The organism is Streptomyces sp. NPDC002788 (genome assembly GCF_053592115.1).
Genome location: NZ_JBSFVB010000018.1, coordinates 75,322 through 95,159, shown reverse-complemented (window position 1 = coordinate 95,159; position 19,838 = coordinate 75,322). Strand labels below are relative to the sequence as shown.

Annotated in this window: 19 protein-coding genes and 2 pseudogenes; 4 read left to right on the top strand and 17 right to left on the bottom strand. The window is 70.0% G+C overall.

Annotated features, from left to right (window positions below; genetic code table 11):
* Positions 1 to 5 precede the first annotated feature (5 nt).
* From nuoK to ACWD1U_RS29345, 11 genes are all read right to left on the bottom strand, one after another.
* Positions 6 to 305, bottom strand: coding sequence for an NADH-quinone oxidoreductase subunit NuoK (nuoK, locus tag ACWD1U_RS29395; protein WP_003992252.1), 300 nt, complete (start codon positions 303 to 305; stop codon positions 6 to 8).
* A complete protein-coding gene (locus tag ACWD1U_RS29390; protein WP_451112012.1) occupies positions 302 to 1,144 on the bottom strand; it encodes an NADH-quinone oxidoreductase subunit J in 843 nt (280 codons plus the stop codon). The genes nuoK and ACWD1U_RS29390 overlap by 4 nt, the downstream gene beginning before the upstream one ends.
* Complete coding sequence (nuoI, locus tag ACWD1U_RS29385; protein ID WP_397616975.1) at positions 1,141 to 1,782, bottom strand: NADH-quinone oxidoreductase subunit NuoI; 642 nt, start codon at positions 1,780 to 1,782, stop codon at positions 1,141 to 1,143. The genes ACWD1U_RS29390 and nuoI overlap by 4 nt, the downstream gene beginning before the upstream one ends.
* On the bottom strand, positions 1,775 to 3,151 hold the full coding sequence (gene nuoH, locus ACWD1U_RS29380; RefSeq protein WP_451112010.1) for an NADH-quinone oxidoreductase subunit NuoH: 1,377 nt from the start codon (positions 3,149 to 3,151) through the stop codon (positions 1,775 to 1,777). The genes nuoI and nuoH overlap by 8 nt, the downstream gene beginning before the upstream one ends.
* A complete protein-coding gene (locus ACWD1U_RS29375) occupies positions 3,148 to 5,652 on the bottom strand; it encodes an NADH-quinone oxidoreductase subunit G (RefSeq protein WP_451112008.1) in 2,505 nt (834 codons plus the stop codon). Before ACWD1U_RS29375 ends, nuoH begins: the two co-directional genes overlap by 4 nt.
* Positions 5,649 to 6,995: an NADH-quinone oxidoreductase subunit NuoF gene (nuoF, locus tag ACWD1U_RS29370; protein ID WP_451112007.1), complete on the bottom strand. Its 1,347-nt coding sequence runs from the start codon at positions 6,993 to 6,995 to the stop codon at positions 5,649 to 5,651. The genes ACWD1U_RS29375 and nuoF overlap by 4 nt, the downstream gene beginning before the upstream one ends.
* Positions 6,995 to 7,906, bottom strand: a complete 912-nt coding sequence (gene nuoE, locus ACWD1U_RS29365) for an NADH-quinone oxidoreductase subunit NuoE (RefSeq protein ID WP_451112006.1) — start codon at positions 7,904 to 7,906, stop codon at positions 6,995 to 6,997. The genes nuoF and nuoE overlap by 1 nt, the downstream gene beginning before the upstream one ends.
* The gene (locus tag ACWD1U_RS29360; protein WP_451112127.1) at positions 7,903 to 9,213 is read right to left on the bottom strand and encodes an NADH-quinone oxidoreductase subunit D; all 1,311 of its coding nucleotides are present in this window, start codon (positions 9,211 to 9,213) and stop codon (positions 7,903 to 7,905) included. The genes nuoE and ACWD1U_RS29360 overlap by 4 nt, the downstream gene beginning before the upstream one ends.
* A gap of 62 nt (positions 9,214 to 9,275) precedes the next feature.
* Positions 9,276 to 10,016 (bottom strand): NADH-quinone oxidoreductase subunit C, encoded by a 741-nt coding sequence (locus tag ACWD1U_RS29355; protein WP_451112004.1) that lies wholly within the window; start codon positions 10,014 to 10,016, stop codon positions 9,276 to 9,278.
* Positions 10,013 to 10,567, bottom strand: coding sequence for a NuoB/complex I 20 kDa subunit family protein (locus tag ACWD1U_RS29350; protein WP_018528252.1), 555 nt, complete (start codon positions 10,565 to 10,567; stop codon positions 10,013 to 10,015). Before ACWD1U_RS29350 ends, ACWD1U_RS29355 begins: the two co-directional genes overlap by 4 nt.
* A 13-nt stretch (positions 10,568 to 10,580) precedes the next feature.
* Positions 10,581 to 10,940: an NADH-quinone oxidoreductase subunit A gene (locus ACWD1U_RS29345; RefSeq protein ID WP_003974383.1), complete on the bottom strand. Its 360-nt coding sequence runs from the start codon at positions 10,938 to 10,940 to the stop codon at positions 10,581 to 10,583.
* A gap of 724 nt (positions 10,941 to 11,664) precedes the next feature.
* On the opposite strand from ACWD1U_RS29345, the gene ACWD1U_RS29340 reads away from it, so the two are divergent.
* Complete coding sequence (locus ACWD1U_RS29340) at positions 11,665 to 12,498, top strand: C40 family peptidase (RefSeq protein WP_451112002.1); 834 nt, start codon at positions 11,665 to 11,667, stop codon at positions 12,496 to 12,498.
* Positions 12,499 to 12,959: 461 nt separating this feature from the next.
* Here the strand turns inward: ACWD1U_RS29340 and ACWD1U_RS29335 are convergent, their stop codons facing one another.
* Positions 12,960 to 14,252 (bottom strand): geranylgeranyl reductase family protein, encoded by a 1,293-nt coding sequence (locus ACWD1U_RS29335; RefSeq protein WP_451112000.1) that lies wholly within the window; start codon positions 14,250 to 14,252, stop codon positions 12,960 to 12,962.
* A gap of 97 nt (positions 14,253 to 14,349) precedes the next feature.
* Between ACWD1U_RS29335 and ACWD1U_RS29330 the strand changes: the two genes are divergently transcribed.
* Entirely contained in the window at positions 14,350 to 14,865 is a 516-nt protein-coding gene (locus tag ACWD1U_RS29330; RefSeq protein WP_451111998.1) for a GNAT family N-acetyltransferase, read from the top strand.
* A gap of 186 nt (positions 14,866 to 15,051) precedes the next feature.
* Positions 15,052 to 15,381: a PASTA domain-containing protein gene (locus ACWD1U_RS29325; protein ID WP_451111997.1), complete on the top strand. Its 330-nt coding sequence runs from the start codon at positions 15,052 to 15,054 to the stop codon at positions 15,379 to 15,381.
* On the opposite strand, the gene ACWD1U_RS29320 is transcribed toward ACWD1U_RS29325, so the two are convergent.
* Positions 15,368 to 16,063 carry a demethylmenaquinone methyltransferase gene (locus ACWD1U_RS29320; protein ID WP_451111996.1) on the bottom strand — a complete coding sequence of 232 codons (696 nt, stop codon included), beginning with the start codon at positions 16,061 to 16,063 and terminating at the stop codon, positions 15,368 to 15,370. The genes ACWD1U_RS29325 and ACWD1U_RS29320 overlap by 14 nt on opposite strands.
* A pseudogene (locus ACWD1U_RS29315) lies at positions 16,060 to 16,230 on the bottom strand (acyltransferase family protein); the annotation flags it as partial. The gene ACWD1U_RS29320 and the pseudogene ACWD1U_RS29315, both read right to left, overlap by 4 nt.
* 322 nt (positions 16,231 to 16,552) lie before the next feature.
* Between ACWD1U_RS29315 and ACWD1U_RS29310 the strand changes: the two are divergent.
* Positions 16,553 to 16,692: pseudogene (locus tag ACWD1U_RS29310) on the top strand (hydrolase); the annotation flags it as partial.
* A gap of 31 nt (positions 16,693 to 16,723) precedes the next feature.
* Here ACWD1U_RS29310 and ACWD1U_RS29305 read toward each other — a convergent pair.
* The 3 genes from ACWD1U_RS29305 to ACWD1U_RS29295 all read right to left on the bottom strand — a co-directional run bounded on the left by ACWD1U_RS29305 (position 16,724) and on the right by ACWD1U_RS29295 (position 19,698).
* Positions 16,724 to 17,386, bottom strand: coding sequence for a hypothetical protein (locus ACWD1U_RS29305; RefSeq protein WP_451111994.1), 663 nt, complete (start codon positions 17,384 to 17,386; stop codon positions 16,724 to 16,726).
* Between the two features lie 7 nt (positions 17,387 to 17,393).
* Positions 17,394 to 18,593, bottom strand: coding sequence for a cyclic dehypoxanthinyl futalosine synthase (mqnC, locus tag ACWD1U_RS29300; RefSeq protein WP_451111993.1), 1,200 nt, complete (start codon positions 18,591 to 18,593; stop codon positions 17,394 to 17,396).
* Between the two features lie 70 nt (positions 18,594 to 18,663).
* The gene (locus ACWD1U_RS29295; protein ID WP_451111991.1) at positions 18,664 to 19,698 is read right to left on the bottom strand and encodes a CPBP family intramembrane glutamic endopeptidase; all 1,035 of its coding nucleotides are present in this window, start codon (positions 19,696 to 19,698) and stop codon (positions 18,664 to 18,666) included.
* Positions 19,699 to 19,838: the final 140 nt, after the last annotated feature.

Below are 19,838 nucleotides of genomic sequence, written 5' to 3'. Positions count from 1 at the left end.
ACCCCTTACAGCTTCATCAGGCTGGCGTCGTCGACCGAGGCCGAGTGGCGGGCACGGAACAGGGACACGATGATCGCGAGCCCGACCACGACCTCCGCGGCGGCGACGACCATCGTGAAGAAGGCGATGATCTGGCCGTCGAGGTTGCCGTGCATGCGGGAGAAGGCGACGAACGCGAGGTTGCAGGCGTTGAGCATGAGCTCGATGCACATGAACACGACGATCGCGTTGCGCCTGATCAGCACGCCGGTGGCGCCGATCGTGAACAACAGGGCCGCGAGATAGAGGTAGTTGACGGGGTTCACTTCGACGCCTCCTCGGACCGCTTGAGGTTCGCCGGCCCGACCGCCCTGCGCTCCAGGCGCTCCTCGGACCGCTGCTCCAGGGCCTTGAGGTCGTTGAGCGCCTCCCGCGACACGTCACGGATCTGGCCGCGCTCGCGCAGGGTCTTGCTGACGGTGAGGTCGGACGGGGTGCCGTCGGGCAGCAGGCCCGCGATGTCGACCGCGTTGTGCCGGGCGTACACACCCGGGGCGGGCAGCGGCGGCAGTTGCTTGCCTGCGCGGACCCGCTCCTCGGAGAGTTCGCGCTGGGTCTTGGCGCGCTCGGTGCGCTCGCGGTGGGTGAGCACCATGGCGCCGACGGCGGCCGTGATGAGCAGGGCGCCGGTGATCTCGAACGCGAAGACGTACTTGGTGAAGATCAGGGCGGCGATGCCCTCCACGTTGCCCCCGGCGTTGGCCTGGCCGATGCCGTTGAACTCTCTGAGTGAGGCGTTGCCGATCCCGGCGAACAGCAGGACGCCGAAACCGAGCCCGCACAGCAGGGCCAGCCAGCGCTGGCCCTTGATGGTCTCCTTCAGGGAGTCCGCCGCGGTGACGCCGACGAGCATCACCACGAACAGGAACAGCATCATGATCGCGCCGGTGTAGACGACGATCTGCACGACGCCCAGGAAGTAGGCACCGTTGGCGAGGTAGAACACCGCCAGGATGATCATGGTCCCGGCGAGGCAGAGCGCGCTGTGCACGGCCCTCTTCATGAGGATGGTGCACAGGGCGCCGATCACCGCGACGGTGCCGAGGATCCAGAACTGGACGGCCTCTCCGGTGGAGGTGGAGTAGGCGGCGAGCTGGGCGGTCATCGGTCGATCACCTTCTCCGACGCCGGTTCGGTCCCGCCGAAGGTCGAGTCGGCCTCCTGCACGACCTCGCCCTTGGAGTGGGCGACCTGCCGCTCCGTACCGGGCGCGGCCTCGGTGACCAGGCCCCGGTAGTAGTCCTGCTCGTCCGTGCCCGGGTAGATGGCGTGGGGCGTGTCGACCATGCCCTCCTCCAGGCCGGCGAGCAGCTGCTCCTTGGTGTAGATGAGGTTGGCCCGGCTGGAGTCGGCCAGCTCGAACTCGTTCGTCATCGTGAGCGCACGCGTGGGGCAGGCCTCGATGCACAGGCCGCACAGGATGCAGCGGGCGTAGTTGATCTGGTAGACGCGGCCGTACCGCTCGCCCGGCGAGTAGCGCTCCTCGTCGGTGTTGTCCGCGCCCTCCACATAGATGGCGTCGGCGGGGCACGCCCATGCGCACAGTTCGCAGCCGACGCACTTCTCCAGGCCGTCCGGATGGCGGTTGAGCTGGTGCCGTCCGTGGAAGCGCGGAGCCGTGGTCTTCTGCTGCTCCGGGTACTGCTCGGTCAGCCGCTTCTTGAACATGGCCTTGAAGGTCACGCCGAAGCCGGCCACCGGGTTCTGGAACCCGGGCTTGGTGTCCTTCGGTTCCTCAGCCATCGGACGCCTCCTTTCCATCCGTAGTACCGCCCAGAGATTCGTCACTCTGAGTATCGGGCCCACCACTGACGATCAGTTCCCGCTCACGGCGCGAGCGGCGTCGCGGGACCGGTGGGAGTTCCTGCCCCGGCAGGGGCGGTACGGGGAATCCGCCCGCCATCGGGTCGAAGGCGGCCGGGGTCTCAGTGGGCTGCTCGGCCTGCTTCGTCTTCTCGCGGAACATGTCGACCACGAAGGAGAGCAGCAGCAGGGCGAGCACGCCGCCGCCGACGTAGAGGGCGATGTCGGCGAAGTCGTAGCCCTCGTTCCTGAAGGCCCGGACGCTCGCGACGAGCATCAGCCACACCAGCGAGACCGGGATGAGGACCTTCCAGCCGAGCTTCATCAGCTGGTCGTAGCGGACGCGCGGGAGGGTGCCGCGCAGCCAGACGAACATGAACAGCAGCAGCTGGACCTTGACCGTGAACCACAGCAGCGGCCACCAGCCGTGGTTGGCGCCCTCCCAGAAGGTGCTGATCGGCCAGGGGGCCCGCCAGCCGCCGAGGAAGAGGGTGGTGGCGACGGCCGAGACGGTCACCATGTTGACGTACTCGGCGAGCATGAACATCGCGAACTTGATCGACGAGTACTCGGTGTTGAAGCCGCCGACCAGGTCGCCCTCGGACTCAGGCATGTCGAAGGGGGCGCGGTTGGTCTCGCCGACCATCGTCACGATGTAGAGGATGAAGGACACCGGCAGCAGCAGGATGTACCAGCGGTCGGTCTGCCCCTCGACGATCGTCGACGTCGACATCGACCCCGAGTAGAGGAACACGGAGGCGAAGGCGGCGCCCATCGCGATCTCGTACGAGATCATCTGCGCGCAGGAGCGGAGGCCGCCCAGCAGCGGGTAGGTGGAACCGGAACTCCAGCCCGCCAGGACGATGCCGTAGATGCCGACCGAGGCGACCGCGAGGAGGTAGAGCACGGCGATCGGCAGGTCGGTGAGCTGCATCGTGGTGCGGTGGCCGAAGATCGAGATCTCGTTGCCGGCCGGCCCGAAGGGGATCACCGCGATCGCCATGAAGGCCGGGATGGCCGCGACGATCGGCGCGAGGACGTACACCGCCTTGTCCGCGCGCTTGACGATGACGTCCTCCTTCAGCATCAGCTTGATGCCGTCGGCGAGCGACTGGAGCAAGCCCCAGGGGCCGTGCCGGTTGGGACCGATGCGCAGCTGCATCCAGGCGACGACCTTGCGCTCCATGACGATGGAGACGAGCACGGTCACCATCAGGAAGGCGAAGCAGAACACCGCCTTGATGACGACCAGCCACCAGGGGTCGCGGCCGAACATCGAGAGGTCTTCAGCGGCGAAGTACGGGCTCATGCCTCCACCTCCTTGGGGGCCTCGCCGGCGAGCGTCGCCGGGCCGATGCGGACGAGGGAGCCGGGCCGTGCCCCGGTGTCGGAGGCGACGCCGCCGCCGGTGGAGTTCAGCGGGAGCCACACCACCCGGTCGGGCATGTCACTGATGTGCAGCGGGAGTTCGACGACTCCCAGTGAGCCGGTCACCGCGAGGAGGTCACCGTCCTCGACGCCCACCTCGGCGGCCGTGGCGGCCGACAGACGCGCGCTTGCGGCGTGCCGGGTTCCGGCGAGTGCCTCGTCGCCCTGTTGCAGGACGCCCTGGTCGAGCAGCAGCCGGTGCCCGGCGAGGACGGCCTCCCCGGCGGCCGGACGGGGCAGCGGGCCCGCGGTCTCCAGGGGTTCGCCGGCCCGCGGGCCGTCCCAGGCGCCGAGCCGGTCGATCTCCGCCCGCACGGTGCGCAGATCCGGCAGTCCGAGGTGGACGTCCATGGCGTCGGCCACCATCTGCAGCACGCGTGCGTCGGTGGGCGCGAGGCGGCGGGTCATGTGGTCGGGCTTGAGCGCGGCCTCGAAGAAGCGGACCCGGCCTTCCCAGTTGAGGAAGGTGCCGGCCTTCTCGGCGACCGCGGCGACGGGCAGGACCACGTCGGCCTTGCGGGTGATCTCGCTGGGCCGCAGTTCGAGCGAGACCAGGAAGCCGACCTCGTCGAGCGCGGCACGCGCGCGTGCCGGGTCGGGCAGGTCGGCGATCTCCACGCCCGCCACCAGCAGGGCCTGGAGCTCTCCGGTCGCGGCGGCCTCCACGATCTGGCCGGTGTCGCGGCCGTAGCGGTGCGGGAGACCGGCGACGCCCCAGACACCGGCGACCTCGTCACGCGCGCGTGGATCGGTGGCCGGACGCCCGCCCGGCAGCAGCGACGGCAGCGCGCCCGCCTCGACCGCGCCGCGCTCCCCGGCCCGGCGCGGGATCCACACCAGCCGGGCCCCGGTCGCGGAGGCGGTGCGCACGGCGGCGGTGAGGCCGCCGGCCACGGCGGCCAGCCGCTCTCCGACGACGATCACGGCGCCCTCGGCGCGCAGCGCCTCGGCGGCGAGAGCGCCGTCGTCCTCCAGGCCCACGTTGCGCGCGAGCGCGTCCAGCCACTCGGTCTCGGTACCGGGAGCCGCCGGCAGCAGCGTGCCGCCGGCCTTCTCCAGACCCCGGGTGGCGTGCGTGGCCAGCGAGAAGGTCTTCTGCCCGTGCTTGCGCCAGGCCTTGCGCAGCCGCAGGAAGACGCCGGGCGCCTCCTCCTCCGCCTCGAACCCGACCAGCAGGACGGCCGGTGCGTTCTCCAGCGCGGTGTACGTGACGCCCGTGCCGTCGAGGTCCCGGCCGCGTCCGGCGACCTGGGCGGCGAGGAAGTCGGCCTCCTCGCCGCTGTGCACGCGCGCGCGGAAGTCGATGTCGTTGGTGTCGAGCGCCACCCGCGCGAACTTGCTGTACGCGTAGGCGTCCTCGACGGTGAGGCGGCCGCCGGTGAGGACGCCGGTGCGGCCCCGGGAGGCCAGCAGCCCCTGGGCCGCGATCTGCAGCGCCTCGGGCCAGGAGGCCGGTTCCAGCTCGCCCTCGGCGTTGCGCACCAGCGGCGTGGTGAGCCGGTCCCGCTGCTGCGCGTACCGGAAGGCGAAGCGCCCCTTGTCGCAGATCCACTCCTCGTTGACCTCGGGGTCGTCGGCCGCGAGCCGCCGCATGACCTTGCCGCGCCGGTGGTCGGTGCGGGTGGCGCAGCCGCCGGAGCAGTGCTCGCACACCGACGGGGAGGAGACCAGGTCGAAGGGGCGGGAGCGGAATCGGTACGCCGCCGAGGTCAGCGCGCCGACCGGGCAGATCTGGATGGTGTTGCCGGAGAAGTACGACTCGAACGGGTCGCCCTCGCCGGTGCCGACCTGCTGGAGCGCGCCCCGTTCGATCAGCTCGATCATCGGGTCGCCCGCCACCTGGTTGGAGAACCGGGTGCAACGGGCGCACAGCACGCACCGCTCGCGGTCGAGCAGCACCTGCGTGGAGATCGGGACGGGCTTCTCGTAGGTCCGCTTGCGGCCCTCGAAGCGGGACTCGGCGTCGCCGTGCGACATGGCCTGGTTCTGCAGCGGGCACTCGCCGCCCTTGTCGCAGACCGGGCAGTCCAGCGGGTGGTTGATGAGCAGGAGCTCCATCACACCCTTCTGGGCCTTCTCGGCGACCGGGGAGGTGAGATGGGTCTTCACCACCATGCCGTCGGTGCAGGTGATGGTGCAGGACGCCATCGGCTTGCGCTGGCCCTCGACCTCGACGATGCACTGGCGGCAGGCGCCGGCCGGGTCGAGGAGGGGGTGGTCGCAGAACCGGGGGATCTCGATGCCGAGCTGTTCGGCGGCCCGGATGACCAGGGTGCCCTTGGGCACGCTGATCTCCGCGCCGTCGATCGTCAGCGACACGAGGTCCTCCGGCGGGACCGCCGCCTCTCCCCCGCCTGAGGGAGCGTTGGTGGTCACGGTCATGCGTTCACCTCCGTGCGGTCGGCCCAAGCCGTCGACTTGGCAGGGTCGAAGGGGCAGCCCCGGCCCGTGATGTGCTGCTCGTACTCCTCGCGGAAGTACTTGAGCGAGGAGAAGATCGGCGAGGCGGCGCCGTCGCCGAGGGCGCAGAAGGACTTGCCGTTGATGTTGTCGGCGATGTCGTTCAGCTTGTCGAGGTCGGACATCTGTCCCTTGCCGGCCTCGATGTCGCGCAGCAGCTGCACGAGCCAGTAGGTGCCTTCGCGGCAGGGCGTGCACTTGCCGCAGGACTCGTGGGCGTAGAACTCGGTCCAGCGCGTGACGGCACGGACCACGCAGGTCGTCTCGTCGAAGCACTGGAGGGCTTTGGTGCCGAGCATGGAACCCGCGGCGCCCACTCCTTCGTAGTCAAGGGGGACGTCGAGGTGCTCGTCGGTGAACATCGGGGTCGAGGAGCCGCCCGGCGTCCAGAACTTGAGGCGGTGCCCGGGGCGCATGCCGCCGCTCATCTCGAGGAGCTGGCGGAGCGTGATCCCGAGCGGCGCCTCGTACTGGCCGGGGCTCGCGACATGGCCGGAGAGGGAGTAGAGCGTGAAGCCGGGCGACTTCTCGCTCCCCATCGACCGGAACCAGTCCTTGCCCCGCTGCATGATCGCGGGAACCGAAGCGATCGATTCGACGTTGTTCACCACAGTCGGGCACGCGTAGAGGCCCGCGACGGCAGGGAAGGGGGGACGGAGCCGCGGTTGACCCCGGCGGCCTTCGAGCGAGTCGAGCAGTGCGGTCTCCTCACCGCAGATGTACGCGCCCGCGCCCGCGTGCACGGTGATGTCGAGGTCGAGTCCGCTGCCCAGGATGTCCTCACCGAGGAAGCCCGCCTCGTAGGCCTCGCGGACGGCCGAGTGCAACCGCCGCAGCACCGGGACGACTTCACCACGCAGGTAGATGAAGGCGTGCGACGACCTGATGGCGTAGCACGCGATGATCATGCCCTCGATGAGGCTGTGCGGGTTCGCGAGGAGGAGCGGGATGTCCTTGCACGTCCCGGGCTCCGACTCGTCGGCGTTGACAACCAGATAGTGCGGCTTTCCGTCCCCCTGGGGAATGAACTGCCACTTCATGCCCGTGGGGAATCCCGCGCCGCCGCGCCCGCGCAGACCGGATTCCTTGACGTACGCGATCACGTCGTCCGGCGACATGGCGAGCGCCTTGCGCAGCCCTTCGTAGCCGTCGTGCCGTCGGTACACGTCCAGCGTCCAGGACCTGTCCTCGTCCCAGAAGGCCGACAGCACCGGTGCGAGCAGCTTCTCGGGGCTCATGTCCTTCAGCTCGGGTGCCAAGGTCATCACTCCCCCTCCTCGGCGGCAGGCCCGGCCGTATCGGCGGGGCGGGGCGGAGCCCCTCCATCAGGGGTGGTGGGGGGCGACGGGTGGGAAGGGTCGGAGGCCGACGTGTCCTGCGGCGCGTCGTGCGAGCTCAAGTGCTCCGTCGGTGACGGCTCGTGCGGTGCCTCGGTCCGGGCCGCCTCACCACGCGGGTGCACCACGCGTGCGGGAGCGGCCTCACCCTTGGCGAGCTTCAGGCCCACCAGGGAAGCCGGCCCCGCGCTGCCACCGGCCTCGACGGCCCCGTCCCGGTCGTCGGGGAAACCCGCCAGGATCCGGGCGGTGTCCTTGAAGGTGCACAGGGGCGCACCGCGCGTGGGCGTGACCGGCCGTCCCGCGCGCAGGTCGTCGACGAGGCGCTTGGCGCTGGCCGGGGTCTGGTTGTCGAAGAACTCCCAGTTGACCATCACGACCGGCGCGAAGTCGCAGGCCGCGTTGCACTCGATGTGCTCCAGGGTGACCTTGCCGTCGCCGGTGGTCTCGCCGTTGCCGACGCCCAGGTGCTCCTGGAGCTCCTCGAAGATCGCGTCCCCGCCCATGACGGCGCACAGGGTGTTGGTGCACACCCCGACCTGGTAGTCACCGCTCGGCCGGCGGCGGTACATGGTGTAGAAGGTCGCGACCGCGGTGACCTCGGCCGTGGTCAGGCCGAGCAGGTCCGCGCAGAACCGCATGCCGGTGCGGGTCACGTGCCCTTCTTCGGCCTGCACGAGGTGCAGCAGCGGCAGGAGGGCGGACCGGGAGTCCGGGTAGCGGGCGATGATCTCGCGCGCGTCGGTCTCCAGCCGGGCCCGGACGTCGTCCGGGTAGGCGGGTGCGGGCAGTTCGGGCATGCCCAGGCTGACGCCCCGCTCGGAAGATGAGGTGGTCACCGGTCGACGCCTCCCATCACGGGGTCGATGGACGCGACGGCGACGATGACGTCGGCGACCTGGCCGCCCTCGCACATCGCCGCCATCGCCTGCAGGTTGGTGAAGGACGGGTCGCGGAAGTGGACCCGGTAGGGGCGGGTGCCGCCGTCGGACACGACGTGCACCCCGAGTTCGCCCTTGGGCGACTCGACCGCCGCGTACGTCTGTCCCGGCGGGACCCGGAAGCCCTCGGTGACCAGCTTGAAGTGGTGGATCAGGGCCTCCATGGAGGTGCCCATGATCTTCTTGATGTGGTCGAGGGAGTTGCCGAGGCCGTCGGGGCCCAGGGCCAGTTGGGCGGGCCAGGCGATCTTCTTGTCGGCGACCATGACCGGGCCGGGCTGGAGCCGGTCCAGGCACTGCTCGATGATCCTGAGCGACTGGCGCATCTCCTCCAGTCGGATCAGGAAGCGGCCGTAGGAGTCGCAGGTGTCGGCGGTCGCGATCTCGAAGTCGTAGGTCTCGTAGCCGCAGTACGGCTGGGTTTTGCGCAGGTCGTGCGGCAGGCCGGTGGAGCGCAGGATCGGGCCCGTCGCGCCGAGGGCCATGCAGCCGGCCAGGTCGAGGTAGCCGACGTCCTGCATACGGGCCTTGAAGATGGGGTTCCCGGTGGCGAGCTTGTCGTACTCCGGGAGGTTCTTGTTCATCTTCTTCACGAACTCGCGGATCTGGTCCACCGCGCCGGGCGGCAGGTCCTGGGCGAGTCCGCCGGGGCGGATGTACGCGTGGTTCATCCGCAGGCCGGTGATCAGCTCGTAGATGTCGAGAATGAGTTCACGATCACGGAATCCGTAGATCATGATCGTCGTGGCGCCCAGCTCCATGCCGCCGGTGGCGATGCACACCAGGTGCGAGGAGAGCCGGTTCAGCTCCATCAGGAGCACCCGGATGATCGAGGCGCGGTCCGGGATCTGGTCCTCGATGCCGAGGAGCTTCTCGACGCCGAGGCAGTACGCCGTCTCGTTGAAGAACGGCGTCAGGTAGTCCATGCGCGTCACGAAGGTGGTGCCCTGCGTCCAGTTCCGGTACTCGAGGTTCTTCTCGATGCCGGTGTGCAGGTAGCCGATGCCGCAGCGGGCCTCGGTGACGGTCTCGCCGTCGATCTCCAGGATCAGGCGGAGCACGCCGTGCGTGGACGGGTGCTGCGGGCCCATGTTGACGACGATGCGCTCGTCGTCGGCGCGGGCCGCGGACTGGACGACCTCGTCCCAGTCGCCGCCGGTGACGGTGTAGACGGTGCCCTCGGTGGTCTCGCGAGGGGCTGCGATCGAAGAGGTGGTCCCGGAGGGACTCGACGAGGGGTGGTGGCCGTGCGACGGGTTGGGAGTGCTCACGAGTACGACCTCCGCTGGTCCGGAGCCGGGATCTGGGCGCCCTTGTACTCGACGGGGATGCCGCCGAGGGGGTAGTCCTTGCGCTGCGGGAAGCCCTGCCAGTCGTCCGGCATCATGATCCGCGTCAGGGCCGGGTGACCGTCGAAGACGATGCCGAAGAAGTCGTACGTCTCGCGCTCGTGCCAGTCGTTCGTCGGATAGACCGAGAACAGCGACGGGATGTGCGGGTCGCTGTCGGGGCAGCTGACCTCCAGCCGGATCAGCCGGTTGTGGGTGATCGAGCGCAAGTGGTAGACGGCGTGCAGCTCGCGGCCCTTGTCGTTCGGGTAGTGGACGCCGCTGACGCCGGTGCACAGCTCGAAGCGCAGGGCCGGGTCGTCGCGCAGGGTGCGTGCGACGCGGACCAGGTGCTCGCGCTCGATGTGGAAGGTCAGCTCGTCGCGGTCGACGACCGTCTTCTCGATGGCGTTGGCGGGGAGCAGGTCCTGCTCCTCCAGCGCGCCCTCGAGCTCGTCGGCGACCTCGTCGAACCAGCCGCCGTAGGGGCGGGTCGCCGGTCCCGGGAGCCGGACCGAGCGGACCAGGCCGCCGTAACCGGAGGTGTCGCCGCCGTTGTCGGCGCCGAACATCCCGCGCTGGACGCGGATCTCCTCGCCGCCCTCGCCGCGCTGGCCGGGGAGGTTCTCCGCGGAGAGGTCCTTCTCGGGGTTGGCCCCGTTGCCGTTCGCGTCGCTCACCGCAGCAGCCCCTTCATCTCGATCGTGGGCAGGGCCTTGAGCGCCGCCTCCTCCGCCTCGCGGGCCGCCTCCTCGGCGTTCACGCCGAGCTTGGAGGACTGGATCTTCTGGTGGAGCTTGAGGATGGCGTCCATCAGCATCTCCGGCCGGGGCGGGCAGCCGGGGAGGTAGATGTCGACCGGCACGATGTGGTCGACGCCCTGGACGATGGCGTAGTTGTTGAACATGCCGCCGGAGGAGGCGCAGACCCCCATGGAGATCACCCACTTGGGGTTCGGCATCTGGTCGTAGACCTGCCGGAGCACCGGCGCCATCTTCTGGCTGACCCGGCCCGCGACGATCATCAGGTCCGCCTGGCGGGGCGAACCGCGGAAGACCTCCATGCCGAAGCGCGCCAGGTCGTAGCGGCCGGCGCCGGTGGTCATCATCTCGATGGCGCAACAGGCGAGGCCGAAGGTGGCCGGGAAGACCGACGACTTGCGCACCCAGCCCGCGGCCTGCTCGACGGTGGTCAGCAGGAAGCCGCTCGGCAGCTTTTCTTCGAGTCCCATGACGTGTGGCCCCTCAGTCCCATTCCAGGCCGCCGCGCCGCCATACGTACGCGTACGCGACGAAGACGGTGAGCACGAAGAGCAGCATCTCCACGAGCCCGAAGATCCCCAGGGCGTCGAAGGTGACGGCCCAGGGGTAGAGGAAGACGATCTCGATATCGAAAATGATGAAGAGCATCGCCGTCAGGTAGTACTTGATGGGGAAGCGCCCGCCACCTGCCGGCGTGGGGGTCGGCTCGATACCGCACTCGTAGGCCTCGAGCTTGGCCCGGTTGTACCGCTTTGGTCCGATCAACGTGGCCATGACCACGGAGAAGATCGCAAAGCCTGCCCCGAGGGCTCCCAGTACGAGGATGGGCGCATAAGCGTTCACCGCTCCTCGCTCCTCTCAGTCGGCACTGACTGCTGGCGGTTTGCATCGGGCTCACATCCGCCCCACCGGCCCCTCGAACCCCGCCCGCCCCGGCGAAGATCGGGAACATGTGAAGCAGGTCACAAGCCCAACCGCGTGCATCTTATGCCTGTCGCTCTGTGATCTGCGACACGGGGTATTGCACAAGCTTTGTGATCTCCACCACCTGACGATCGATCATGAAGTCGGATGAGCAGTGATCTTCACACGCGAAGCGTCCGAGTGATCACCAGAGGTGACATTTTGGCTCGTCAGCGCAGGCCGGAGGGTGCGTCTCCATATCAAGAGAGTTCACGTGCATGCAAATTGGCGGTGGAGTCGATCTCTTGATAGAGGCGCGTTCACACTTCAGAGGGCCCGCGAAGCACGGTGTGGACACGTGCATCCGTTCACGATCTTCGCGAGGCCGTGATCCGGCCGTGATCTACGCACCGGGACGCGACCCCCGGGGTAACCGTTCCGTGACCTCTGTCACATGGATGAGAGCTCCGTGAGAACGGGGCTTGGCCAATCAACCCAACCGGTGGTAGGTGCGGGGCAATTCGGACGTATTGATCAAACGCCGTGATCACAGGCCGATCACGGGGCGCCCGCAATGTCCGTTACGGCGTCAATAAAGGAGCTCGTTCGGGGGTTTTCGGGGTCCGATTGAGTAACTGTGGCGCAGCACACGTTTCTTGAAGATATGAAGGAGCCCCTGGTACCGGTTGTTCCCATGTCCCACACCGCTCACATACGCAGCCACCGGAAGCCCCGCCGCAGCGCGACCGCTTCGATCGCCGTGCGCGCCGGAGTCACCGGTGGCGTCCTCAGCATGGCGGCGGCGGGTGCGTCGGCCTCGGCGAGCGCCGCCGAGCCGGTGACGCAGACCATCGAACTGCCCACCCTGACGGCCGACCTGTCCGCTCAGGTCGCCCAGTCCGCGGCCGCCACCCAGCAGGCGGCCGCGAACTACGAACTGCGCGCCGAGCGTGACGCGGCCGCCGCCAAGGCCGCCGCGGAGGCCGAGAAGGACCTCGCCGCGGCGAAGAAGAAGGCGGAGGCCAAGAAGAAGGCCGCCGAGGCCGCCCGCAAGGCCGCCGCCGAGCGCGCCACGCGCAGCGCCGAGCGCGCCACCCTCTCCGCCTCCGCGTCCGCCTCCACGACGGTTTCGGCGCCCGCCAGCGGCAGCGTCGCGACGGTCATCGCCTTCCTGAAGGCCCAGGTGGGCGACGCCTACGTCATGGGCGCCACCGGTCCCAACGCCTGGGACTGCTCCTCCCTCGTGCAGGCCGCGTACAAGCAGGTCGGTGTGGATCTGCCGCGCGTCTCGCAGGACCAGTCGATGGCCGGCACCGAGGTCTCGCTGTCGAACCTCCAGGTCGGCGACATCCTCTACTGGGGCGCCAAGGGATCCGCCTACCACGTGGGCGTCTACATCGGGAACGGCCAGTACCTGGACGCGGCCAACCCGTCCAAGGGCGTCGTCATCCAGGACCTGTCGGGCTACCCGGCGACGGGCGCGGTGCGCGTCCTCTGACGCACGCGCCGTCCGACACCTCCACACGAAACGGGCTTGAGGGCCGCTGCCACTCCGAGGCGACGGCCCTCCCGGCCTGTCCGGGGCCAAGAGGCCCCGGCCCTCCTCGGCCCGCCCCCGAGGCGCTCCAGGGGCCTTCAGGGCCCTTCTCGAGGCCGACCGGCACAGCGGTCCGTCCATGCACTGCGGGGGTTCACGCCCCGGCAGCCGTCACGGCTCGCGTTCCCGACAGCGTCCCGCAGCCCGAATCATCCGCATATGGCAGGGCGTTGCCGACGAGACGTGCGAAGCCTGACGGCCTCCTCGGTCCCGTGGCGGGCGGGAAGTCTCCTGCGTCCCGGTAGCGACCTGGCCGACGCCGCCGTAGGGCCGGACCGCCCCTGGGCAAGCCGAGCACCCGGGCGGTGAGCACCCGAACCGGGCCTTCGGCGGTCCTCGGCGCCGAAGGCCCGGGTGACTGTTCAGGCCTTCGGTGCCACCTTGCTCAGCCCGTTGATGATGCGGTCCATCGCGTCGCCGCCCGTCGGGTCGGTGAGGTTCGCGAGGAGCTTCAGCGTGAACTTCATCAGCAGGGGGTGCGTGAGGCCGCGCTGGGCGGCGATCTGCATGACCTTCGGGTTGCCGATGAGCTTCACGAAGGCGCGGCCGAGCGTGTAGTAGCCGCCGTAGGTGTCCTTGAGGACGCGGGGGTAGCGCTGGAGGGCCAGTTCGCGCCCGGCGGGCGTCGCCCGCGCGTGCGCCTGGACGATGACGTCGGCGGCGATCTGGCCGGACTCCATGGCGTAGGCGATGCCCTCGCCGTTGAAGGGGTTCACCAGCCCGCCGGCGTCGCCGACGAGCAGCAGGCCCTTGGTGTAGTGCGGCTGACGGTTGAAGGCCATGGGGAGCGCGGCGCCGCGGATGGGTCCGGTCATGTTGCCGGGGGTGTAGCCCCAGTCCTCCGGCATGGACGCGCACCAGGCCTTCAGGACCTCGCGCCAGTCCAGCTCCTTGAAGGAGTCGGAGGTGTTCAGCACGCCGAGGCCGACGTTCGAGGTGCCGTCGCCCATGCCGAAGATCCAGCCGTAGCCGGGCAGGAGACGGTCCTGGGGGCCGCGGCGGTCCCACAGTTCCAGCCAGGACTCCAGGTAGTCGTCCTCGTGGCGCGGGCTGGTGAAGTACGTGCGCACCGCCACGCCCATCGGGCGGTCCTCGCGGCGGTGCAGGCCCATCGCGAGGGACAGGCGGGTGGAGTTGCCGTCCGCGGCCACGACGAGCGGGGCGTGGAAGGTGACCTCGCGCTTCTCTTCACCGAGCTTGGCGTGCACGCCGGTGATCCGGCCCGTACGGTCGTCCAGGATCGGCGCGCCCACGTTGCAGCGCTCGAACAGCCGGGCGCCCGCCTTCTGCGCCTGCCGGGCGAGCTGCTCGTCGAAGTCGTCGCGCTTGCGGACGAGGCCGTAGTCGGGGAAGGAGGCGAGATCCGGCCAGTCGAGCTGGAGCCGCACCCCGCCGCCGATGATGCGCAGACCCTTGTTGCGCAGCCAGCCGGCCTCCTGCGAGATGTCGATGCCCATCGCCACCAGTTGCTTGACGGCACGCGGGGTGAGGCCGTCGCCGCAGACCTTCTCGCGGGGGAACTCGGTCTTCTCCAGCAGGAGGACGTCGAGTCCCGCCTTGGCGAGGTGGTAGGCGGTCGTGGAGCCGGCCGGCCCCGCGCCCACGACGATCACATCGGCGGTGTTCTCGGAGAGCGGCTCGGTCACGACACTCACTGCGGGATCTCCCCAAGTTCGGAATTGATGTGCCGACCGGCACGGGACATGGGCAGTCTATGCAGCGTCATCCATCACCCGACTGAAGGGCTGCCCCGTGGACCGAGCTCTCCCCGCCGTACGCCTTCGCGTCCCCACCCACGAGGACGCGTTCGTCTGGCACCGGATCTTCGACGACCCGGACGTCATGGAGTTCCAGGGCGGCAGGCCCGCGGAACTCTCGGTCTACGAGGAGCTCACCGCCCGCCAGCGCCGGCACGACGCCGAACTCGGCTTCTGCCTGTGGACCGTGCTCGACGAGTCCGGCCAGGTCATCGGCTTCACCGGCGCGCAGCCGTGGGAGCGGGAGTGGGGCCCGGCGGGCGAGATCGAGATCGGCTGGCGGCTGGGCCGGGAGTACTGGGGCAGGGGTTACGTCACCGCCGCCGCGCGGCAGACGCTGGAGCGGATGCGTGCGGCGGGCGTACCGGGCGTGGTGGCCATGGTCGACTCCCGCAACATCCGGTCCATCGCGGTGACACAGCGGCTGGGGATGCGCCTCGCCGAGACGTTCACGACGCCGGCGTCGAAGCGGGCGGGGCACTGCTACCGGCTGGACCTCCGAGCGGCCTGAGCGGGCCGGCACACCCCGAGGGCGACGACAGACACGAGGGGCAGGAGAACGCCGGGTGGCGGGTGACGGACAGTGATCGACTGTCACGGAAAGGCACTTGGCGCTTCCGGCCGGTGCGGGGCGGGAGTTACCCTTCCCGTACCGCTGGGGGTGACATCTGTGCACATATCCCGCAAGACACCCGAAGTGCGCGTACCGCGTCTGGTCGGCCTGATGGCCGTGGACGCGCGCGAGACGGCCCGGGCGCGGGGCCTGTCGCTCAACGCGCCGGACCGGCCGGACTTCCCTCGCGTCGTCGTCGACTACGTCGTACGCCAGTACCCGCAGCCCGGTGCCGAGGTGCCGCGGGACTCGCCGGTCTACGTGTGGTTCGACTTCGGGCCGGGCGAGGGCGGCGGGGGCGTGCACGAACCGCGCACCCCGTGTCCGCCCCGGGGAGGACTGAGGCGGGAACTGGACGAGCCGGGCGACCCGTCCACGGTCCTCGGCCCCCGGCAGGCGATCAGCTCTTCTTGAAGCCCCGGTGCAGAGCCACGATCCCGCCGCTCAGGTTGCGCCAGGCCACCCGCGACCAGCCCGCCTCGCCCAGCAGCTCCGCGAGCGCGGGCTGGTCGGGCCAGGCGCGGATGGACTCGGCGAGATAGACGTAGGCGTCGGGGTTGGAGGAGACGGCCCGGGCGACCGGCGGCAGGGCGCGCATCAGGTACTCGGTGTAGACGGTGCGGAACGGCGCCCAGGTCGGGTGCGAGAACTCGCAGATCACGATCCGCCCGCCGGGCCGGGTCACCCGGTGCATCTCCCGCAGCGCCGCGCCCGTGTCCTGCACGTTGCGCAGCCCGAAGGAGATGGTGACGGCGTCGAAGGTGTCGTCCTTGAAGGGGAGCCGCGTCGCGTCGCCGGCGGTGTAGGGCAGCCAGGGCTGCCGCTGCTTGCCGACCTTGAGCATGCCCTGGGAGAAGTCGCACGGTACGACGTAGGCGCCGGTGCGGGCGAAGGGCAGCGAGGAGGTGCCCGTGCCCGCCGCCAGGTCCAGGACCTTCTGCGCGGGGCGTGCGTCGACGGCCTTGGCGACCTCCTTGCGCCATCGCCGGTCCTGGCCGAGGGACAGCACGTCGTTGGTCAGGTCGTACCGTTCCGCCACGTCGTCGAACATCGAGGCGACTTCGTGCGGCTGCTTGTCCAGGGATGCGCGGGTCACGGGCCCATTCTTGCAGGGCCCCCGCCGGGCGGGAGCCGCGGCTTCTTCCGTGCGGCCACGTCCTCCACCCACCGGCACAGCAGCACGAACGCCGCGATCAGCACCCAGCCCACGCCGAACATGAACCACTGGCTCTCCCACGGCAGGTACGCCTCGAAAGCGGGCACCGGCCCTTCGGCGGATTCGTTGCCGCGTTTGCGACGGCGACCGCGAACGGGGCGGTTTTCGATGGCAGGCTCGGAACGCATTCCTCGGACATAGGGCGCCTTTACGGGCTCAATGGTTTTTCATGTGAGAGGCCCATGAGAAACAACCGAAGCCGTCCTTCCTCTGGCAGTTCTCAGGTATCCCCGCGGAACTCGCCCTGGGTGCCCCTGTTCATGTGAGACGTTCACGCTCGGGCTGGGCTGCCTGCTCGCCCTCGCCACCGCGGGATGCTCCGGGCGGGGCGACGCGGCTCCCACGGCGACGCCCCCCGTGCCGTCTCGCTTCACGCTCCCGGTGATGCCCTCGGGCCTGGACGGAAACGGCGTGGCGCGCTGCTCGGCTCCGCCGACGACAACGGCGTGCAGGTCTCCACCGTCAACCTCATGACGATGAACTACGGCTCGTCGTACGACGGCGACATCTTCAAAGAGGCGTTCGCGGGCTGAGCCCGGGTCAGCGGGCCCGGTACACCAGCCGGCCGGCCAGCACGGTCGCCACACAGGTCGCCGCGCCGCGCTCGCGCAGGGCCGTCTCGTCGGGTACGTCGAACACGGCCAGGTCGGCCCGGCCTCCGACGGCCAGCGGGCCGTGGACAGTGCCCTGGAGGTCGTACCCCTCGGCGAACGGGTCGAGGTCGGGCCGCTCGCCGAGCAGGACGCCCGGGGCCCGCGTGGTTCCCACGACGGTCAGCCCTGACCGGGCGACGGCCGTGGCCACCAGCGGATCGCGGAAGCGGGCGCCGGGAGAGGCGACTGCCGTCGTGCCGTACCGCAGCATCCGCTGCACCCCACGCCGTACGCTGCCCGACCAGCGGGTCTCGCCGAGATCGCCGAGGGCGGCCAGCCGCTCGCCCCACAGGGGTTGATCGCCCAGCTCGTCGGCTTCGCGCGGGTCGGGGTGGTAGCAGTGGCGCAGCAGCCACAACGGGTGCCACTGGCGCAGGCCCGGTGTGAGCACGCCCGGCCAGCGCCGCACGCGTGCGCCGGACGCCCCTGCGGCGACCTCCTCGTACGGCCCGGCGGCCGTGATCCGGTCGCCGTCCACCACGACGGCTCCGTCCACGACGGGTTCCGCGTCCGCCGGCAGGACCAGCGGGGCGGCATGAATCGTCAGCACGGTCGGGTCAGTTGGGCGCCAGCAGCTTCAGCTCGGGGTGAGCCGTGCCGCCCTCGATGGCCGTGGAGGAGATGTGGGAGACCACGCGGTCGTCGACGGGGTCGTTCGCCGGGTCGTCGTGGACGACGAGGTGCTCGTACGTGGTCGACCGCTGCGCGGGCACCCGGCCGGCCTTCCGGATGAGGTCGATGATCTCCATCCGGTTGGACCGGTGCTTGGCACCGGCCGACGACACCACGTTCTCCTCCAGCATGATCGAACCGAGGTCGTCGGCGCCGTAGTGCAGGGAGAGCTGCCCGACCTCCTTGCCCGTGGTCAGCCACGAGCCCTGGATGTGGGCGATGTTGTCCATGAACAGCCGCGCGACGGCGATCATCCGCAGGTACTCGAAGAGCGTGGCCTGCGTCCGGCCCTTCAGGTGGTTGTTCTCGGGCTGGTAGGTGTACGGGATGAAGGCGCGGAAGCCGCCCGTGCGGTCCTGGACGTCCCGGATCATCCGCAGGTGCTCGATGCGCTCGGCGTTGGTCTCGCCGGTGCCCATGAGCATGGTGGAGGTGGATTCGACGCCCAGGTCGTGCGCGATCTCCATGATCTCCAGCCAGCGCTCGCCCGACTCCTTCAGCGGGGCGATGGCCTTGCGGGGCCGCTCGGGCAGCAGCTCGGCACCGGCACCGGCGAAGGAGTCGAGCCCGGCGGCGTGGATGCGCTGGATGGCCTCCTCGACGGACACCTTGGAGATCCGGGCCATGTGCTCGACCTCGGACGCCCCCAGGCTGTGGATGACCAGCTCCGGGAACTCCTTCTTGATCGCCGCGAAGTGCTTCTCGTAGTACTCGACGCCGTAGTCCGGGTGGTGCCCGCCCTGGAACATGATCTGGGTGCCGCCCAGCTCGACCGTTTCGGCGCACCGGCGCAGGATGTCGTCCAGGTCGCGCGTCCAGCCCTTGGCGGTGTCCTTGGGCGCGGCGTAGAACGCGCAGAAGCGGCATGCCGTGACGCAGACGTTCGTGTAGTTGATGTTGCGCTCGATGATGTACGTCGCGATGTGCTCGGTGCCCGCGTAGCGGCGGCGGCGTACGGTGTCGGCGGCAGCGCCCAGCGCGTGCAGCGGGGCGTCCCGGTACAGCACGAGTGCCTCGTCCGGGGTGATCCGTCCACCGGCGGCTGCACGGTCGAGGATGGGCTGAAGGTCGGCCTTCTCGGTCACCGGGCGTCCCTTTCGTAAGGGTTGTGGACGGACCAGCCCAGCGTACGCCAGGGGTTCGCCGGGCCGGACGTCAGGCCGTACGGGCCGGGCCGTGCAACGGCGCGTGCGGGGTGCTCGGCGCCGAGAGGCGCTGCGGCCGGTGCCGCCGGGCGAGCCACAGCACGATCGCGGCGTAGAGCAGTTCCGTGGTCATGGCCGCGAGGGCCAGCTGCCACGGCGCGTCGGCCGCGGTCTCGTCGGACGACAGCCCGCCGACCACCGCGGCGGAGGCGCCGAAGGCCAGCAGGTTGTTCAGGACGTGCAGGGCTATGGCCGCTTCCAGCCCGCCCGTGCGGATCGTCAGCCATCCACCCACCAGACCGGACAGCAACAGACCCGTGAAGCCCCACCGGGTGCCCCAGCCGTGGGCGGCGGCGAACAGCACCGCCTGCGGGAGCACCGCGAACCACGGCGACCGCACGAAGGCCCCGACCGCCTGGGTCAACCAGCCCCGGAAGACGTACTCCTCGGCCGCGGCCTGCAGCGGGACGAGGACGACGAGCACGGCCAGGGAGACGAGGAAGGAACGCCAGCCCACCCAGACGTCGGACCCCTCGGACCCCGGCAGGAAGAAGGCCGTCACCATCAGCAGGGCGATGGGCGGCACTGCGGCCAGCAGACACCGGCCCAGCCAGCCGGCCCGCAACCGCCCGGTGACCGACGACACGGTGCCGACGGGTCTGCGGCCCGGCCACAGCACGAGCAGCAGCACGAGGGGCAGAGCTGTCGCGATGGACGCCAGTTCCATCGCCGTATTGCCCAGGAGCCCTAAATCGGCACCGCCGTCGGGCGCTTCCGGCAGTCCGGCCGCCGTGCCGAGCGCGTAGGAACCGACGAACAGCACCATGACGAGCACGAAGTAGCCGCCGAGAAGCAACAGGGTGCCCGTCACGGGCCGCCACCAGCGGTGGTGCCCCGTCGCTCGGTCCAGGCGGTGGTAGGGGAGACCGGTGGAGTGCGGGGTGGGGTACGGGGGCGGGTGCGGAGTCGGGTACGAGGGGAGGTTCGGGTACGGGGGGAGGTTCGGGGTCGGGTGCGGGTCGGGGTGCGGGGATGCGGTTGTCATGATCAGCATCATGACAATTGGGAAGGATCCTGGACGTCCGCCCGCAGGAGGAGTATGGGTTCGCGCCCAGGGGGTTCCACCCCGCCCGGTTCATCGCCCCCTGCCTGCTGCCCGGGTGGACCCGGCCGCTCGGCGTCTCT

What these genes read in the sequence shown, in the direction of transcription:
- nuoH (WP_451112010.1), bottom strand. Translation starts at nt 3,151, where the DNA reads ATGAGCCCGTACTTCGCCGCTGAAGACCTCTCGATGTTCGGCCGCGAC.
- ACWD1U_RS29340 (WP_451112002.1), top strand. Translation starts at nt 11,665, where the DNA reads ATGAAGGAGCCCCTGGTACCGGTTGTTCCCATGTCCCACACCGCTCAC.
- nuoF (WP_451112007.1), bottom strand. Translation starts at nt 6,995, where the DNA reads ATGACCTTGGCACCCGAGCTGAAGGACATGAGCCCCGAGAAGCTGCTC.
- ACWD1U_RS29390 (WP_451112012.1), bottom strand. Translation starts at nt 1,144, where the DNA reads ATGACCGCCCAGCTCGCCGCCTACTCCACCTCCACCGGAGAGGCCGTC.
- ACWD1U_RS29350 (WP_018528252.1), bottom strand. Translation starts at nt 10,567, where the DNA reads ATGGGACTCGAAGAAAAGCTGCCGAGCGGCTTCCTGCTGACCACCGTC.
- ACWD1U_RS29295 (WP_451111991.1), bottom strand. Translation starts at nt 19,698, where the DNA reads ATGACAACCGCATCCCCGCACCCCGACCCGCACCCGACCCCGAACCTC.
- ACWD1U_RS29375 (WP_451112008.1), bottom strand. Translation starts at nt 5,652, where the DNA reads ATGACCGTGACCACCAACGCTCCCTCAGGCGGGGGAGAGGCGGCGGTC.
- nuoI (WP_397616975.1), bottom strand. Translation starts at nt 1,782, where the DNA reads ATGGCTGAGGAACCGAAGGACACCAAGCCCGGGTTCCAGAACCCGGTG.